13 protein-coding genes, 2 pseudogenes and 1 riboswitch are annotated in these 16,758 nt (G+C 72.6%); of the genes and pseudogenes, 2 read left to right on the top strand and 13 right to left on the bottom strand.

The window, feature by feature from the left end; all coding sequences use genetic code 11:
- Window positions 1–653, bottom strand: a pseudogene (locus tag MHW47_RS19610) (precorrin-3B synthase); the annotation flags it as partial.
- Window positions 654–691: 38 nt separating this feature from the next.
- Window positions 692–846, top strand: a riboswitch (cobalamin riboswitch).
- Window positions 847–913: 67 nt separating this feature from the next.
- Between MHW47_RS19610 and cobN the strand changes: the two are divergent.
- Window positions 914–4,516, top strand: a complete 3,603-nt coding sequence (gene cobN, locus MHW47_RS19605) for a cobaltochelatase subunit CobN (RefSeq protein ID WP_239224976.1) — start codon at window positions 914–916, stop codon at window positions 4,514–4,516.
- Between the two features lie 20 nt (window positions 4,517–4,536).
- Here the strand turns inward: cobN and MHW47_RS19600 are convergent, their stop codons facing one another.
- The 6 genes from MHW47_RS19600 to MHW47_RS19575 all read right to left on the bottom strand — a co-directional run bounded on the left by MHW47_RS19600 (window position 4,537) and on the right by MHW47_RS19575 (window position 11,197).
- Window positions 4,537–5,232, bottom strand: a complete 696-nt coding sequence (locus MHW47_RS19600; RefSeq protein ID WP_239224975.1) for a L,D-transpeptidase — start codon at window positions 5,230–5,232, stop codon at window positions 4,537–4,539.
- A 105-nt stretch (window positions 5,233–5,337) separates the two neighbouring features.
- Window positions 5,338–8,526 carry a SpaA isopeptide-forming pilin-related protein gene (locus tag MHW47_RS19595; RefSeq protein WP_239224974.1) on the bottom strand — a complete coding sequence of 1,063 codons (3,189 nt, stop codon included), beginning with the start codon at window positions 8,524–8,526 and terminating at the stop codon, window positions 5,338–5,340.
- A gap of 106 nt (window positions 8,527–8,632) precedes the next feature.
- Complete coding sequence (locus MHW47_RS19590; protein WP_239224973.1) at window positions 8,633–9,604, bottom strand: helix-turn-helix domain-containing protein; 972 nt, start codon at window positions 9,602–9,604, stop codon at window positions 8,633–8,635.
- Between the two features lie 212 nt (window positions 9,605–9,816).
- Entirely contained in the window at window positions 9,817–10,029 is a 213-nt protein-coding gene (locus MHW47_RS19585) for a DUF397 domain-containing protein (protein ID WP_239224972.1), read from the bottom strand.
- Between the two features lie 128 nt (window positions 10,030–10,157).
- Complete coding sequence (locus MHW47_RS19580) at window positions 10,158–10,346, bottom strand: DUF397 domain-containing protein (protein ID WP_239224971.1); 189 nt, start codon at window positions 10,344–10,346, stop codon at window positions 10,158–10,160.
- Complete coding sequence (locus MHW47_RS19575; protein WP_239224970.1) at window positions 10,343–11,197, bottom strand: helix-turn-helix transcriptional regulator; 855 nt, start codon at window positions 11,195–11,197, stop codon at window positions 10,343–10,345. The genes MHW47_RS19580 and MHW47_RS19575 overlap by 4 nt, the downstream gene beginning before the upstream one ends.
- A 123-nt stretch (window positions 11,198–11,320) precedes the next feature.
- On the opposite strand from MHW47_RS19575, the gene MHW47_RS19570 reads away from it, so the two are divergent.
- Window positions 11,321–11,818 (top strand): ATP-binding protein, encoded by a 498-nt coding sequence (locus tag MHW47_RS19570; RefSeq protein WP_239224968.1) that lies wholly within the window; start codon window positions 11,321–11,323, stop codon window positions 11,816–11,818.
- 41 nt (window positions 11,819–11,859) lie between these two features.
- On the opposite strand, the gene MHW47_RS19565 is transcribed toward MHW47_RS19570, so the two are convergent.
- The 6 genes and pseudogenes from MHW47_RS19565 to MHW47_RS19540 all read right to left on the bottom strand — a co-directional run.
- On the bottom strand, window positions 11,860–12,690 hold the full coding sequence (locus MHW47_RS19565; RefSeq protein ID WP_239224966.1) for an endo alpha-1,4 polygalactosaminidase: 831 nt from the start codon (window positions 12,688–12,690) through the stop codon (window positions 11,860–11,862).
- Window positions 12,687–13,349, bottom strand: a complete 663-nt coding sequence (locus MHW47_RS19560; protein ID WP_239224964.1) for a spherulation-specific family 4 protein — start codon at window positions 13,347–13,349, stop codon at window positions 12,687–12,689. Before MHW47_RS19560 ends, MHW47_RS19565 begins: the two co-directional genes overlap by 4 nt.
- The gene (locus MHW47_RS19555; protein WP_239224961.1) at window positions 13,346–14,272 is read right to left on the bottom strand and encodes an NAD(P)-dependent oxidoreductase; all 927 of its coding nucleotides are present in this window, start codon (window positions 14,270–14,272) and stop codon (window positions 13,346–13,348) included. The genes MHW47_RS19560 and MHW47_RS19555 overlap by 4 nt, the downstream gene beginning before the upstream one ends.
- Before the next feature lie 7 nt (window positions 14,273–14,279).
- Complete coding sequence (locus tag MHW47_RS19550) at window positions 14,280–14,993, bottom strand: sugar phosphate nucleotidyltransferase (RefSeq protein ID WP_239224958.1); 714 nt, start codon at window positions 14,991–14,993, stop codon at window positions 14,280–14,282.
- 32 nt (window positions 14,994–15,025) lie between these two features.
- Window positions 15,026–16,027: an SDR family NAD(P)-dependent oxidoreductase gene (locus MHW47_RS19545; protein ID WP_239224955.1), complete on the bottom strand. Its 1,002-nt coding sequence runs from the start codon at window positions 16,025–16,027 to the stop codon at window positions 15,026–15,028.
- A 164-nt stretch (window positions 16,028–16,191) separates the two neighbouring features.
- A pseudogene (locus MHW47_RS19540) lies at window positions 16,192–16,758 on the bottom strand (hypothetical protein); the annotation flags it as partial.

Genomic DNA, 16,758 nt, shown 5'->3' with positions numbered 1-16,758 from the left:
CCGGCCGCCTCCAGGAACACCCGCGCCGCCAGCAGCGCCGCGCCCGGCGCCTCCTCCGCCGGCACCACCGCGACCGACTCCAGCGTCCCGATCCGCAGCTCCGCCGCCCCGTCGCGCCGCGCCCGCAGCGTCACGTCCGCGCCCAGCGCGTCCACGTCACCGCGCCCGTCGTCCAGGGCGAACAGGAACCGGCCGGACAGCCCCGCCGCCTCCTCGCTCGCACACACCAGCGCGTCCAGCGCGACCAGCCAGGGGCGTACGTCCCGCGCCCCGCGCCCGTCGATCCCGGACAGCGGGGAGGCCACGACGTTGCGGACCCGCTCATGGAGCGCGGAGGGCAAAAGCCCCATTTCGCTCATCAGGGAGGCGAGTTCGCCCCCGCATCCGGCATCCAGGCCGCGCAGCTGCACATTGCCGCGCGAAGTGAGATGCAGCTCACCATCGCCGAGCCGGCCGGCCAACTTCCGCAGCCCGTCCGCCTGCTCCCAGGTCAGCACACCGCCCGGCACCCGGACGCGCGCCAACGCCCCGTCGTCCGCCCGGTGGAGCCGCAGCGCACCGGGGCAGGCGTCGCCGCGGACCCGGAAACGGGCGTCGTCGGGCTGGGCGAAATGGGGGGCTGGGGGAGGCATGGCGGCGAGCATACCGACCATCGGATCGGGTCCGATGACCCCATGGCCGCCCCCGGGCCCTTACTATGCCTAGCGACGGACCTCCGGGTCCGTCGTCGCCACAGACGGCGACAGGGGAGGAAGCCCGGTGTGAATCCGGCGCGGTCCCGCCACTGTGAGCTTGGTCCCACCAGGGCCGGGCGAGTCAGGAACTCCCTTCCCCGCATGCCCGGCAGGTCCGGGCAGGGGAGCCTTCGACACCGCCACGGGGCGTGGACACCCCGAGGAAGGCCAGACGCCGCATGATCCTGCTCCTGTCGACGTCCGACACCGACCTGCTCAGCGCCCGTGCCTCCCGGGGACCGGTCGGCTACCGCTACGCCAACCCGTCCCGCCTCCCGCTCCAGGACCTGCCCGCGCTGCTCGACGGGGCCGACCTCGTCGTCGTACGCCTCCTCGGCGGGGTCCGCGCCTGGCAGGACGGCCTCGACCAGGTCCTCGCCACCGGCCGCCCCGTCGTCGTCCTCACCGGGGAACAGGCCCCCGACGCCCAGCTGATGGCCGCCTCCACCGTCCCCATCGGGATCGCCGCCGAGGCCCACGCCTACCTCGCGCACGGCGGCCCCGCCAACCTCGACCAGCTCGCCCGGTTCCTGTCCGACACCGTGCTGCTCACCGGCCACGGCTTCGAACCCCCCGCCGCCGCGCCCTCCTGGGGCCCGCTGGAACGCACCCCCGGCGAGACGGCGCCCGACGCCCCCGTGGTCGCGGTGCTCTACTACCGCGCCCACCACATGAGCGGCAACACCGCGTTCGTCGAGACCCTGTGCCGGGCCGTCGAGGCCCACGGCGCCCGCGCCCTCCCGCTGTACGTCGCCTCGCTGCGCACCCCCGAACCCGAACTCATCGACACCCTGGGCCAGGCAGACGCGATCGTCACCACCGTCCTCGCGGCCGGCGGCACCCGCCCCGCCGAGGCATCGGCCGGCGGCGACGACGAGTCCTGGGACGCGGGCGCGCTCACCGCGCTGGACGTCCCGATCCTCCAGGCCCTCTGCCTCACCAGCTCCCGCACCGACTGGCAGGACAACGACGAGGGCGTGTCCCCGCTGGACGCCGCCAGCCAGATCGCCGTCCCCGAGTTCGACGGCCGCCTGATCACCGTCCCGTTCTCCTTCAAGGAGATCGACCAGGACGGCCTGCCCGCCTACGTCGCCGACGACGAACGCGCCGCCCGCGTCGCCGGGATCGCCGTCCGCCACGCCCGGCTGCGCCACATCCCGAACGCCGAGAAGCGCGTCGCGCTCGTCCTGTCCGCGTACCCGACCAAGCACTCCCGCATCGGCAACGCGGTCGGCCTCGACACCCCCGCCAGCGCCGTCGCGCTGCTGCGCCGGCTGCGCGAGGAGGGCTACGACTTCGGCACGGAGGAGGTCCCCGGACTCGCGTCCGGCGACGGCGACGAGCTGATCTACGCCCTGATCGAGGCCGGCGGCCACGACCAGGCCTGGCTCACCGAGGAGCAGCTGGCCCGCAACCCGGTCCGCATCCCCGCCGCCGACTACCGCCGCTGGTACGCCGAACTGCCCGCCGAACTCCGCGAGGCCGTCGAGGAGCACTGGGGCCCGCCGCCCGGCGAGATGTTCGTGGACCGCTCGCGCAACCCCGAGGGCGACATCGTCCTGGCCGCCCTGCGCCGGGGCAACCTGCTCATCCTCATCCAGCCGCCGCGCGGCTTCGGCGAGAACCCGATCGCGATCTACCACGACCCGGACCTGCCGCCCTCGCACCACTACCTCGCCGCCTACCGCTGGATCGCCGCCCGCGCCGACGACAACGGCTTCGGCGCCGACGCGATGATCCACCTCGGCAAGCACGGCAACCTGGAGTGGCTGCCCGGCAAGAACGCCGGGCTGTCCGCCGCCTGCGGCCCCGACGCGGCGCTCGGCGACCTGCCGCTCGTCTACCCGTTCCTCGTCAACGACCCCGGCGAGGGCACCCAGGCCAAGCGCCGGGCACACGCCACGCTCGTGGACCACCTGGTCCCGCCGATGGCGCGCGCCGACAGCTACGGGGACATCGCCCGCCTCGAACAACTCCTGGACGAGCACGCCCAGATCGCCGCCATGGACCCGGCCAAGCTGCCGGCGATCCGCGCCCAGATCTGGACCCTGATCCAGGCCGCGAAGCTCGACCACGACCTGGGGATCGAAGGACGCCCCGAGGACGAGGGCTTCGACGACTTCATCATGCATCTGGACGGCTGGCTCTGCGAGATCAAGGACGTCCAGATCCGCGACGGCCTGCACGTGCTCGGCGCCGCACCGGACGGCCCCGCCCGCGTCAACCTGGTCCTGGCGATCCTCCGGGCCCGCCAGATCTGGGGCGGCACCCAGGCCCTGCCCGGCCTGCGCGAAGCCCTCGGCCTGGACGAGTCGGCGGCGAACCGCACGGACGCGGACACGGTGGAGGAGGAAGCCCGCGCCCTGGTCCAGGCGATGGAGGACGCGCACTGGCCGCAGGGCCGGGCCGGCGCCCTCCTCCCGGACCTGGCCCCGGACGTCGAGGCCATCCTCGACTTCGCCGCCGAGGAGGTCGTCCCCCGCCTCGCCCGCACCACCGACGAACTCACCCACTGCGTCCGCGCCCTGAACGGCAACTTCGTCCCCGCCGGCCCCTCCGGCTCACCGCTCCGGGGCCTGGTCAACGTCCTGCCGACCGGCCGGAACTTCTACTCCGTGGACCCCAAGGCCGTCCCCTCGCGCCTCGCCTGGGAGACGGGCCAGGCCCTCGCCGACTCCCTCCTCACCCGCTTCCGTGCCGACAACGGCGACTGGCCGGTGTCGGTCGGCCTGTCCCTGTGGGGGACGAGCGCCATGCGCACCGCCGGCGACGACGTCGCCGAGGCGCTGGCCCTGCTCGGCGTGCGCCCGGTCTGGGACGACGCGTCCCGCCGCGTCACCGGCCTGGAGGCGATCCCGGCCGAGGAGCTGGGCCGCCCCCGCATCGACGTCACCCTCCGCATCAGCGGCTTCTTCCGGGACGCGTTCCCGCACACCATCGGCCTGCTCGACGACGCGGTGCGCCTGGCCGCCTCGCTCGACGAACCGGCCGAGCTGAACCACGTACGGGCGCACGCGCAGGCGGACCTCGCCGCGCACGGCGACGAACGGCGGGCCACCACCCGGATCTTCGGCTCCCGCCCCGGCACGTACGGCGCCGGGCTGCTCCAGCTCATCGACTCCCGCGACTGGCGGACCGACGCCGACCTCGCTGAGGTCTACACGACGTGGGGCGGCTACGCCTACGGCCGGGACCTGGACGGCTGCCCGGCCCGCGAGGAGATGGAGACCGCGTACAAGCGGATCGCGGTCGCGGCGAAGAACACCGACACCCGCGAGCACGACATCGCGGACTCGGACGACTACTTCCAGTACCACGGGGGCATGGTCGCGGCGGTCCGCGCGCTGCGGGGGACCGCGCCGGAGGCGTACATCGGGGACTCGACGCGCCCGGAGACCGTCCGCACCCGCACGCTGACCGAGGAGACGTCCCGCGTCTTCCGCGCCCGGGTCGTCAACCCCAAGTGGATCGAGGCGATGCGCCGCCACGGCTACAAGGGGGCCTTCGAGCTGGCCGCGACCGTGGACTACCTCTTCGGCTACGACGCCACCACGGGCGTCGTGGCGGACTGGATGTACGACAAGCTCACCGAGACCTACGTCCTGGACCCGGCCAACCGCGCCTTCCTGGAGGAGGCGAACCCGTGGGCGCTGCACGGGATCGCGGAACGTCTTCTGGAGGCCGAGTCGCGCGGCATGTGGGCCGAGCCCGACCCGGCCGTCCTCGAAGCACTGCGCCAGGTGTTCCTGGAGACGGAGGGCAACCTGGAGGGCGAGGAGTAGAACCCCGGAGCCGTCAGCTGTCAGCCGGCGGTTCCGGGCTTCACGCCCCAGACGTAGACGACGTCGTCCAGCGCGAGCAGGTCCCACAGCTTCGCCGCGTCGTCCACGGTCAGGTTGACGCAGCCGGCCGACCCGCCGCCGTCGTACAGGTCGCCGGGGTGGCCGTGGAGCGCCTGGCCGCCGTCGAAGAACTGGGAGTACGGCATCGGCGCGTTGTCGTAGAGGGTGGAGACGTGGTCGCGGTCGCGCCAGTAGATGAGGTGCCGGCCGGGCCGCGTCTCCTGCGCGTCGCGGCCGGTACGGATGGGCACGGGGCCGAAGACGACCTTCTTCCCCTTCTGCACCCACAGCAGCTGGCGGTCCATGTCCACGCAGGTGACCCGCCCGCTCTCGACCGGGCAGGTGCCGGCGGCGTTCGGGTTCGGCGTGGCTTCGACGACGAGCATGGCGCGGTAGGTGCCGAGGTCGGCGAATCCGTCCGGGTGCGGCCGGCCCTGCTCGGTCTGGAAGGCGCGGATCGCCCGGCAGTCCGCGTCGGACTGGCGGCCGTCGACGGGCAGCCCGAGGTGCTTCTCCATCGGGCGCTGGTACGGGCCGGCCGGCGCGGTGCACGCGGTGTCGGGCAGGGGAGAGGCGGCCGAGGGGGCCGCGGAGCACAGCAGTGCCGCGGCCGCGGCGGCGACCACGGAAGCGAGGGGACGGTGGGAACGGGACACGGGGCCGGACCTCCTGCGTGATCGGGTATCGACGTACGTGCTGTCGGGCCGACAGCGAACCCGCCCGGCCCGCCCCCGCAGGGGCGGACCGGGCGGGTGACCGGGTCAGCCGCGTGCGGCGGCCTTGTGGTCGTTGTCCTCGCAGTCCTTGCCCTTGTCCTTTCCGCCCTTGCCCTTGCAGGGCTCACCGCGCTCGTTGGCCAGTTCGACGGTGACGCCCTCGGCGCTGTTCTCCTCGGTCACCTCGATCGGCCCGGAGACCGGGTCGTCCGACAGGACGTAGCCCTCAGGAACGGCGATCTCGCGGAGGTAGTACTCCCCGAGCGGCAGGTCGTCGAAGACGCACTGGCCGTTGTCGTCGGTGGAGCAGCCCGCGTCGGTGAGCGTGTCGGGGTCGGCCCCGTCCGTCTGCAGGCCGGGCACGTCGTTGGTCTCGCGCCACAGTTCGAAGACGGCCCCGGCGAGCGGAGCGCCGTTCTTCGCGTCCGTCTTGTCCAGGGTGATCGAGCCGTTCACGGGCGGCACGGGCTCCTGGGTGTTGACGGCCGAGACCTGCACGCCTTCGGCGGCGTTGTCCTCGGTGAGGACGAGCGGCCCGAAGACGTTGGGGTCGGGCAGCTCGTAGCCGTCCGGGGCAGCGGTCTCGCGCCAGTAGTAGGTGCCCGGAACCGTGGTGTCCGAGCACACGCCGTTGGCGGGGGTGGTGCAGTCGCTGACGTGGGTGTCGGGGTTGATGCCGATGGTCTGGAGACCGGGCGTGTCGTTGGTCTCGCGCCACAGCTCGAACTCGGCGCCCGCGAGCGGGACGCCGGTCTCGGCGTCGGTCTTGAAGACCCGCACCTCACCGGTGACCGGCGGCACGACGGTCTTGTCGTTGAGGGCTTCCACCTGGACGCCCTGGGCGGCGTTGTCCTCGGTGAGGACGAGCGGTCCGAAGACGTTGGGGTCGGGGAGGTCGTAGCCGTCCGGCGCCGCCGTCTCGCGCCAGTAGTACGTGCCGATGGTGGTGTTCTCGGAGCACACGCCGTTGGCCGGGGTGGTGCAGTCGGTGACGTGGGTGTCGGGGTTGATGCCGATGGTCTGGAGGCCGGGCGTGTTGTTGGTTTCGCGCCACAGCTCGAACTCGGCGCCCGCGAGCGGGTCACCCGTCGCGGAGTCGGCCTTCAGCACACTGACGTCGCCGGTGACGGGCGGCACCACGGCCGGGGTGTTGGCGGCCTCGACCCGGACCCCGTCGGCGGCGTTCGCCGTGGTGAGGGTGAGCGGGCCGAAGACGTTCGGGTCGGGCAGCTCGTAGCCGTCCGGCGCCGACGTCTCGCGCCAGTAGTAGGTGCCGAGAATGGTGTTCTCGGAGCAGACGCCGTCGGCGGGCGTGGTGCAGTCGCTGACGTGCGTGTCGGGGTCGGCCCCGTCGACCTGGAGGCCGGGCACGTCGTTGGTCTCGCGCCACAGCTCGAAGCCGGCACCGGCCAGCGGGTCGCCGGTCTCCGCGTCCGTCTTCGCCACGCTGACGTCCCCGGTGACGATGGGCACGGTGCCCTGGTCGTTGAGGGCCTCGGCCTGGACGCCCTGGGCGGCGTTGTCCTCGGTGAGGACGAGCGGCCCGAAGACGTTGGGGTCGGGCAGGTCGTAGCCGTCGGGGGCCGCCGTCTCACGCCAGTAGTACGTGCCCACGGTGGTGTTCTCGGAGCAGATCCCGTTGTCCGGGGTCGTGCAGTCCGTGACGTGCGTGTCGGGGTCGGCGCCGTCCGTCTGGAGGCCGGGCACGTCGTTCGTCTCGCGCCACAGCTCGAACTCGGCGCCCGCCAGCGGCTCGCCGGTCTCCGCGTCCGTCTTCAGCACACTGACGTCGCCGGTGACGGGCGGCACCACGGTCGGGGTGTTGGCGGCCTCGACCCGGACCCCCTCGGAGGCGTTGGCCTCGGTGAGGGTGAGCGGCCCGAAGACGTTCGGGTCGGGCAGGTCGTAGCCGTCGGGGGCGGAGACCTCGCGCCAGTAGTAGGTGCCGGGGACGGTGTCGTCGGAGCAGACGCCGTCGGCGGGGGTGGTGCAGTCGCTGACGTGCGTGTCGGGGTCGGCGCCGTCCGTCTGGAGGCCGGGCACGTCGTTGGACTCGCGCCACAGCTCGAAGCCGGCCCCGGCCAGCGGGTCGCCGGTCTCCGCGTCCGTCTTGAGGACGCTCACCGCACCGGTCACCGGCTGCTCGCCGCACTCCGGAAGGTCGCCGTCGAACGGGTAGGCGTGGAACTCCACCCCGGCGGTGTCGCTGGTGTGGGTGAGCGAGCCGGTGGTGAAGAACCTGCCGTTCATCCCGGGCATGCTCACGGTGGTCATGGACGCCTGCTCGCCCACCAGGACGCTGCCCTGGAACTGCCCGGACCCGACGAACTGGGCGGTGGTGGCGTCGGGCAGGTTCCACAGCAGCCGCTCGCGGTACTGCCCCAGCGTGTCGCTGCCGCTGGTGGTGTTGATGACGCGGTTCTCCCCGATCACGTTGACGAGGATCGTCGCGTCGGCCGGGATGTTCGCGAACTCGATGGACTGGCTGCCGTTGGGCGAGTTCGGATTGACCATGTCGAAGTCGACGTTGAACACCTGGAGCGACGAGGTGCCGTCACCGGTGAAGATCGTCCGGTAGCCCTCGTTGACCGCGGTCCCGGTGGGCTCGCGGAGCTGGCCGTCCGGCCGCGCGTAGCACTGGCTGGCCGCGGTCAGCTCGTCGCGCAGCCCGAGGTACGGGGCCGCCGCGTTGTCGTCCTGGATGGTCGTCCCGGTCACGTTGCCGGTCAGGGTGCCCGCGTAGCGGACGATGCCCTGCTCGTCCGCGACGCCGCCCGTCGTGTCCAGGGTCTGACCGGGCGCGACGGTGACGTCGCCACCGGTCGTGAGGAAGTCGGACCCGTCCGGCGGCGGGACGCGCGACCCGACGCCGACGATCCCGACGTTGTACAGCGCGCTCCCGTCCGCGCTCTTGTTCTGGTCGAAGTCGTCGAGCACCACGACCCGGCCCTCGGCCTCCGCCGCACGGCCCCGGACGAGGAAGTCGTCGCCCACGAAGATGCTGATCGCGTCGTCCCGGCCGGCGAAGTCGCCGTTGTTGACCTCGGGGAACGGGTCCGGGCAGCTGCCCGGCACGCACGGCCCGAGCCCGCCGGGGAGGGTCGCGGCGGCGGCCGGGGTGGCACCGACACCGAAGGTGAAGACGGGGATCACGGTCGCCAGGACGGCGCACGCCGCACCCGTGCTGCGAGCGCGTGAGCGCAGCGCCGAGAGACGTTTGGGCATGGGTTTCATGGCGGCATAGTGGGCGCCGCTCACCTCCGCTCCGCGCGCGCGACACGGGAGGTTGCGCCTTCCAGCGGGCCGGGGCCACCCGGACGGGCGGACCCGGCCCCGTGGCTCAGCCGCGCGGGAAGCCGCCGCCGTGCTGGTCGCGCCAGGCCCGGGGCGACAGCCCGTACGCCTCCTTGAACACCTTGCTGAAGTGCGCCGCGTTCACGAAGCCCCACTGCCGCCCGATCGCCGCGACGGTCCGGGCCCGCCCCTGCGGACCGGCCAGCTCACGCCGGCACGCCTCCAGCCGGCGTGCCCGTATCCAGTCCCCGAGGCTGATCCCCGACCGGGACAGCACGGTGTACAGATGGCGTACGGAGATGCCGTGGGCGGCCGCGATGGTCGGCGCCGACAGATCGGCGTCGGCCAGGTGCTCCCGGATGTAGTGGGTGATTCGCAGCCCGAGGGTCGCCTCCAGCGGCTCCTTGGCCCGCTCGGCGTCCCCCTGCCGGGAGGCCAGGACGGACCGGAGCAGTTCGATGCTGGGGGTCAGGACCGCACCGGCCTGGTCGCTGCCGTGCAGCTCCTTGCTCGCGGCGAGGTGCGAGAAGTACGTGTACGCCAGCCGCCCCAGCGGATCGCCGGCCCCGAAGGCGACGGTGGTGCTGTCCCGGACCAGCCGGTCGGGCAGCGCGAGCGCGGCCAGCGGCAGCCGAAGAAAGTGGTGGTCGATGCCCTCGTCGAACAGCAGCGTGTACGGGGCGTCCGACCGGTACACCGCGAACTGGCCCGGCCCCACGACGCATTGGCGTCCGTACTGCGTGCCCATGCTGGAGCCGCTCACCTGGAGGCTGAGGAAGAGGGAGGGTTCCTCGTCCTTCCGCACCAGCTGGTCCGTCCGCCGCAGCGTCACCGCCGTCGAGCGCGCCGTGCACACCCGGAGCGGGCCGAGCGCCTTGACCTCCATACGGGCGCTGATCTCACCGGCGGGCGGCCGGTGGTCGATGTCCAGCCGCACCACGGAGTCCCACACCGCTTCCCGGATCACTTCCTCCCGGTCCTGCGGCCGTACGTACGCGGTGTCCAGCGCCGGGCTCATCGGGCGGCTCCCGCCGCCGACTCCGGCTCCACCCTGCTTCCTCGCTCCACGCGATCCCCCTCGACATGGGCCATCCGCAACGAGTGTGGAGGACGGGGCCCTGCGGTGCAACGGCCGCCCGCCCCAGGGGACATGGGGAACGCGGGTAGTGCACCGGGAGCGAAGTACTGTGCACGGCCGGCAAAGTCGCGGGCCCCCCACCACAGGATCTTTCAGAGCGAGTATGTCCGGTCCGTTGCGGCGAACCGGATGAGCCCGGCCCAGGCGTTCATGGAGACGCGGAGGGCGGGACCGGAGGCGGCTTTGGAATCCCGGACATGGACGGCGTCCCCGCCGGCCGCGACCTCGACGCACTGGCCGCCCTCGGCTCCGCTGTAGCTGCTCTTGAACCAGGCGAGGGGTTCGGTGGTGGCGTTGTTGTTCATGGCTCTCCCAACGACGTGGCGTGCACGGTGAACTGACCGACCATGACATGGGGGCTGAGGACATGCGAGAGCCCTGCCGGTCGGGACTCGGACCGGCAGGGCTCTTGCGCGTACAAGCGCTGTCTGTACTACTCCGCCGTGGCGAGCCCGACGAACCCGGCCCAGGCGTCCTGCGACACTCGCAGGACGGGGCCGGCCGTCACCTTGGAGTCGCGGATGCGAACGGCGTCCATGGCGGCCGCGACCTCGACGCAGTCGCCACCCTCAGCTCCGCTGTAGCTGCTCTTGAACCAGGCAAGGGGCTCAGCGTTGTTCATAGCTCTCCCAGCAACTTCTCGATGAACGCCAGTGACTCTCGCGGGGTGAGAGCCTGTGAACGAATGATCCCGGAGCGTGCGGCGGCGATGGCTGCCTGCTTCGGGTCCGTCTCCAACGAGCTTACTCCCTGGGCTTCGACGTACAGGAACTTCCTGCCGTCCTCGCGGGTAACGACGGTGAACGGCCCGTCCACGCCCGAGTTCTCCTCGGAGTCGAGCGGCATGACCTGGATCTCGACGTTCCTCCGCTGGCCGACCAGGAGCAGATGCTCCAGCTGACCCCGCAGCACCTGGGTGCCACCGAACCTGCGGCGCAGTACCGACTCACACATGACGAAGCTCAGCAACGGGGCGGGGCGGCGGTCGAAGATGGCCTGCCGGGCCAACCGCCCGACCACCCGTTGCTCGATGACTTCCGTGTCGAGGACAGGGCGTCGCAGGTCGAGTACCGCTCGCATGTACTCCTCCGTCTGGAGCAGCCCTTTGACCAGCAGCGTGTCGTACGACACCAACTCGATAGCCCGCTTCTCCAGTTGCGCCATGCCCTGGAAGAACGGCGGGTACTGCGCTTGCTCGACCAGGTCCTTCCACTCGATGAGGAGCCCGTCCGCGTTCAGCTCGTGGTCCGAGCCGTCGATCGCGCGGGGCGGCGGAATGCGGCGCCCCTGCTCGAAGGAGGCGATGGTGGAGGCGCTATACCCCAGGCGGCGGCCCAGCTCCTCCCGGTCCATGCCCGCGCGCAGCCGTAACGTCTTCAGGCTCCGGCCGAACGCGGTGACCACGTTCTGCCCCGCCTTGTCCGCTGCGCGGGGGACGTCCTCCGCGTCGAGTTCCCTCGGTTCACTCGCCATCGCATCCTGCCTCGCTGTGTCGCGCCGTGCTGCTCGTACCGGTGCCGACGACGCGCGTACAAGAGGATCGCGTCAGTGCGTCACCACTGGTCACGCTACGCCACCGCGAGGACGCTGGGAGCCATGACGAGCAACATCGGCACCCCCAGCCGCACCACCCAACCCCCCAGCCCCCCGCTTCACTTGGGCACCCCGTCCTTCGCGATGCAGTTCACGGCCACGCCCCGAGGGGCCAGGCTCGCCCGCCGCCTCTCCGCCGTGCGGCTCGACGCGTGGGGAATCCCGTACGGAACGCGGGCCCACGAGGCGGTCGTCCTGATCACCGCCGAGTTGACGGCGAACGCGGTGCGGCACGGATACGTGTCCGGCCGGGACTTCCACCTCCTGCTGCGCCTGGTCGAGCGCCCCGGTACGGCGGCCCGGGTCGAAGTGACCGACACCCGGGGCGAGAAGGTGCCGCCCAGGCCCGGCAAGCTCATCCCCGCCGGCCTCATGGAAGACGGCCGCGGCCTCCTGGTGGTCGAAGCGCTGGCCACGCGGTGGGGCTGGTACCCGCGGTCCAAGGCACCGGGCAAGACGGTCTGGGCCGAGTACGAACTGACCGGCGGCGGCGCGGACTAGCGTGGGCGGCAGGGGAGCGGGGACGGCACGGCCGGCGTCGGTCAGCAGGCCTGCCGCCAGGTCCCCAGCTCCCACTTCTTCCGCATGGAGGAGAGGCCCAGCTTGCGGGAGGCGGGGCAGAAGCGGTCAGTCGGCTCCGTGTACTCCACGTGGAAGACGGCCTTCCCCGCCTTGATGAACGGAGTGAGTCGCGCGCACTCGCCGTACTGCGCGCACTGCTCGTTGACCGCGAAGTCGTAGGTGCCCACCAGCTGCGGGATCTGCGCCAGGTCGTTCTTGAGGCCCACCGCCAGTCCCCGTTCATGGGCGATGTCGGCGATCATGCGGTTGTACCGCAACTGATCGCGGGCCGTGAGCGGGAAGCCCGTGTCCTCGGTGTACGCCTCCACGAGGTCGGGCTCGACCGCGTCGAAGCCCTTCTTCCGGCACATGTCGAACCGCCGTTCCATGATCGGCCGGAGCACGGAGACCTGCCGGATGTCGAGCCAGCGCTCGCCCTGCCAGCCGTTCCGCCCGCCCCGGACCGAGTGGGGGAAGTCGTCCTTGTCCGGCCGGTAGTCCTCCCAGGCGCCCACGTTGATGTAGCAGATCACCTTGCGGCCGTCCCGGTGGAGCCGGGCGACGTCCTCGGCGTCGTTCTCGAAGCCGTCGATGTCGTAGACCGGCACGTCGGCCGCCGTGGGATCGACCTTCCCGTTGAGCTGCCACTGCCAGGCCAGTCCCGGACGCGGCTGCCACCGGCCCTCGGCCGGCTTGTCCGATGCCCTGTCGTGGCCGCCGCCCTGATCCGAGCAGCCGGACAGCAGGGCGGCGGAGCCCGCCACCGTCAGCGCCGCCAGCACCGTGCCCCACGTCCGGGCCCCGCGCTTCACCGCCCCGCTCCGGACAGCACCGGGGTCAGCCGGGCCCACGGGTTGGGCAGCTCCCCGGTCACCGGGCCCGACACGGCGGCGCCGCGCTCGTGGGCGGTGCGCACGGCCAGCGGAGCCAGCGCCTCGGGCACCCCGTACACCAGGTGACAGAGGCGGTCGGGCGAGCAGCGCGCCGTCCAGTCGGGTCTGCTGAACGCCGACACGTAGGCGGACCAGGGGCCCTCGAACGTGACCAGGAGATCGGCGATCCTGGCGTAGCCGGGAGCCGGGTGCACGCCCGGGTTGAGGACCACGGGCGACTCGCCCCGCCGCCGCAGCGCGCGTACCAGCTTCCGGTAGGCGGGCAGGGCGTCCCCCGCCGCGCTCACCCGGTCCAGGAAACAGCCGTCGGTGGCGTACCACTCCCGGTGCCGCGCGGCGTCGGCCAGCACATCGGCCCCTGGCCGGACGCCGTAGTCGGTGTCCACGTAGCCGAGCAGCCGGGCGCCCGCCGCGCGCAGGGCGTCCGCCGCCGAGACGAAGGCGGGGTCAGGTGCCTCGCCCGGCCCGTCGGCAGGGTTGAGGACGACCGCGTACGTACGGTCGGCCGCCTCGATGAGCCGGTGCCAGGCGTCCGGGTCCACGGCGGGGTGGACGTACAGAGGGATCAGCAGGCTCACGACGACGGATCGCCTTCCTCGCGCGGGGCCGGCGGGTGCGCGGCGGCGGACCACAGGGCCGTCAGGGACTCCCGCAGCGCGTACGAGGGCCGCCAGCCGAGGGCCTCACCGGCGGCGGAGATGTCGGAACACTGCCAGGACACCTGCTCCGAGCGGGCGGAACCGGCCCCCTGCTCCTCGACGCGCCCGCCGAAGCCCGCGATGTCCGCCAGGGTGTGGACGAGGTCGCGCACCGGTACGGCGCCCCCGCCGCCGATGTTGAGCACGCGCGGCAGCGGCCCGGGCTCGGTCACCGCCCGCTCCACCGCCCGCGCCACATCACGTACGTCCACGAAGTCGCGGTACGCCGACAGGTCCCCGAGGCGAAGCACCGCGTCCGGGTCCGCACCCGCCTCGCGCAGCAGCCGGGCGACCCGGCCGGGCAGCCCGCCGGGCGGCGCCCCGGGCCCCACCGGATTACCGACCCGCAGGACGAGCGCGTCCAGGGCCGAGGCCGAGACGGTGACCGTGCCGGCCAGCTTCGTGGCCCCGTAGGCGCCGAGCGGGCACGTGGCCGCCGACTCCGGAGTCGGAACCCGGCCCGTGCCCGGACCGTACTCGGCGGCCGACCCGAGATGGACCAGCCGGGCCGAGGGGCAGGCCAGAGCCATCGCCTCGCACAGGGCGGCGGGCCCCCGGGCGTTGACCTCCGCCAGGGTCACCGCGTCCCCGCCGGTCGCACCGGCGCAGTTGACCACCGCGTCCGGCGCTGCCGCCGCCAGCGTCTTCGCGAGGCGGCCGGCGGAGTCGGTGGCGAGGTCGACGGGCACGTCGGCGGCGGGGGACCGCCCGCCGGTGAGGACGTGCGCCCCCTGGAGAGCGTCCAGCCGCCCGGCGACGTGGACCCCCAGATATCCGGTGGAACCGAGGACGAGAATGCGCATGCGGTGCTCAGGCTCCCTTGAGCAGCAGGGACTTGCGGGTGGTGAACTCCGCGTTGGCCCGGTCGTAGTCGTCGGGCCGGCCGATGTCCAGCCAGTAGCCGTCGAACTCGTAGGCGTTCGGCGGGTTCCCGGCGCCCAGCAGGTCCAGGACCAGTTCGTCGAAGCCCAGGGGCAGCCCGGCGGTGTACCCGTCGAGTGTGGCCCGGCTCAGCCCGTACACCCCCATGGAAACGCGGTAGTCCATGCTCGGCTTCTCCGTGAAGCCCACCACCTTGCTCGCGTCGGTGGTCAGCACACCGAAGTCGATGCGCACCTGGCGCGCGTACGTGGCGATGGTCAGCGGCGCCCCGGAGCCCTGGTGGCTGCGCAGCACATCGGCGTAGTCGAGGTCGGTGAGGATGTCCCCGTTCATCACCAGGAAGGTCTCCGGCAGCCGCTCCCGCATCGTCAGCAGCGGCCCCATCGTCCCCAGCGGGGACGCCTCGGTGGCGTAGTCGACCTTCAGACCCCACTGCGATCCGTCGCCGACGTACGCCCGGATGATCTCACCGAGGTGGCCGATGGCGATGGTGCAGCCGGTGAAGCCGGCCGAGGAGAGCTGGCGCAGGACGATTTCGAGGATGGCGTGCTGGTCGCCGATCGGCACCAGCGGCTTGGGCAGGGCCGTGGTGTAGGGCCGTAGCCGGACGCCCTTGCCGCCGGCCATGATCACTGCGTACATGGTCTTCCCCTTGCTCGACGCACCGGATGTGGTCAGATGTTGTAGATGCCGGTCTTGTAGCGGGCGAGGTTGCCCGGGTCGCGGAAGAACTCCACCGTCTGCGCCAGGCCCTCCTCCAGGGTGTGCGCCGGGCTCCAGCCGGTCGCCGCACGGAGCCGCCCGGCATCCGCCACCAGCCGCATGACCTCGGAGTTCGCGGGCCGCAGCCGCTGCGCGTCCTCCCGGACGTCGAGCGCGGTGTCCATCACCTTGCCGATGAGGGCGACCAGATCGCCGACGGAGATCTCGCCGCCCGTACCGGCGTTGAACGTACGGCCCACCACCTGCTCGGCGGGCGCGGAGCCGACCGCCAGGAACGCCTGCGCGGTGTCCTTGACGAAGGTGAAGTCCCGGGTGGGACGCAGGTCGCCGAGGGTGATGGTGCGTTCCCCGGCCGCGACCTGGCCGATGACGGTCGGGATCACCGCCCGCATGGACTGCCGGGGCCCGAAGGTGTTGAACGGCCGCAGCGTCACCACGGGGGTGTCGAAGCTGGCGTGGTAGCTGTCGGCCAGCCGGTCCCCGCCCGCCTTCGAAGCCGCGTAGGGCGACTGGGTGTTGATCGGGTGGTCCTCGGTGATGGGCACGGTCTGCGCGGTGCCGTAGGTCTCGCTGGTGGAGGTGTGCACCAGGCGCGGTGTGCCCGCGGCCCGTACCGCCTCCAGCACGTTCAGCGTGCCCGTGACGTTGGTGTCCACATAGCTGTGGGGCGCCCGGTAGGAGTAGGGAATGGCGATCAGCGCGGCCAAGTGGTAGACGCAGTCGGCCCCTTCGACGAGATGACGGACCGAACCCGGGTCGCGGACGTCACCGAGGACGATCTCGACCTGGTCCAGGACGTCGGGGGAGAGGGTTTCGAGCCAGCCGTACGACGAGAAGGAGTTGTACTGCGCCATGGCCCTCACCCGGTACCCGGCGGCGACGAGCGCCTCGGTGAGATGCGAGCCGATGAAGCCCTCGGCTCCGGTGACGGCGGCGAGCGGTGGGGCGGTCACGATGGTTTCCTCCGGTGGTGGTGGGTCGGTGCGGGGCGGTGGGTGTCCGGTCGGCGGGTGCCGGTGGGCGGTGTGCGGTTGGTGGGTGTCCGGTCGGCGGGTGCCGGTCGGTGGCGGACGGTTGGTGGGTGTCCGGTCGGTGGTGTGCGGTCGGTGGGGCCGCGTCAGCCGTGTGCGGCGGGGCGGCCCAGCTTCCGTACGGCCACCGCGGTGAGACAGAGCAGGGCGGCACCGCAGCTCAGCGGCAGCGCCGCCGTGCCCGGCGGAGCGCCGGTCAGCATCCCCGTACCGGCGAACCCCGCCGCGCCCAGACACACGGCGGCGGGCGGCCAGGCGGTGCCGAACGCCTGGAGCAGCAGGGAGATCCACAGCGTCGCGGCGAGCAGCAGCAGTGCGGTGGGGTCGGCGCCCACGAGCACCGCCGCCGGCGCCAGCGGGCCGAGGTACACCAGCAGGCAGCCGGCGAGAACGGCGCAGGAACGGGCCCGGAACCCGCCGAGCGTCCTCGCCGACCGCAGCGCCGCCACCGACAGGCCCCGGTAGCGGTAGAGCAGCCACTCGGCCGGCCCCATGCTCAGGGTCAGCACGATCACCGCCCACGGCTGGTCCCGGCCCGCCAGGAACGCGAGTGACCCGGCGGCCAGCCCGAACAGGCCGTACGGCACGGACGCCCACAGCCCCGGACGCACGGCGCCGGGCGCGGCCGGGGCGGAGCGGGCGGCGCGCAGCAC

The organism is Streptomyces sp. OfavH-34-F (assembly GCF_022347745.1).
Lineage (GTDB): Bacteria > Actinomycetota > Actinomycetes > Streptomycetales > Streptomycetaceae > Streptomyces.
The sequence above is the reverse complement of the archived record's forward strand: the minus strand, read 5'-3'. Positions and strand labels throughout refer to the sequence as shown.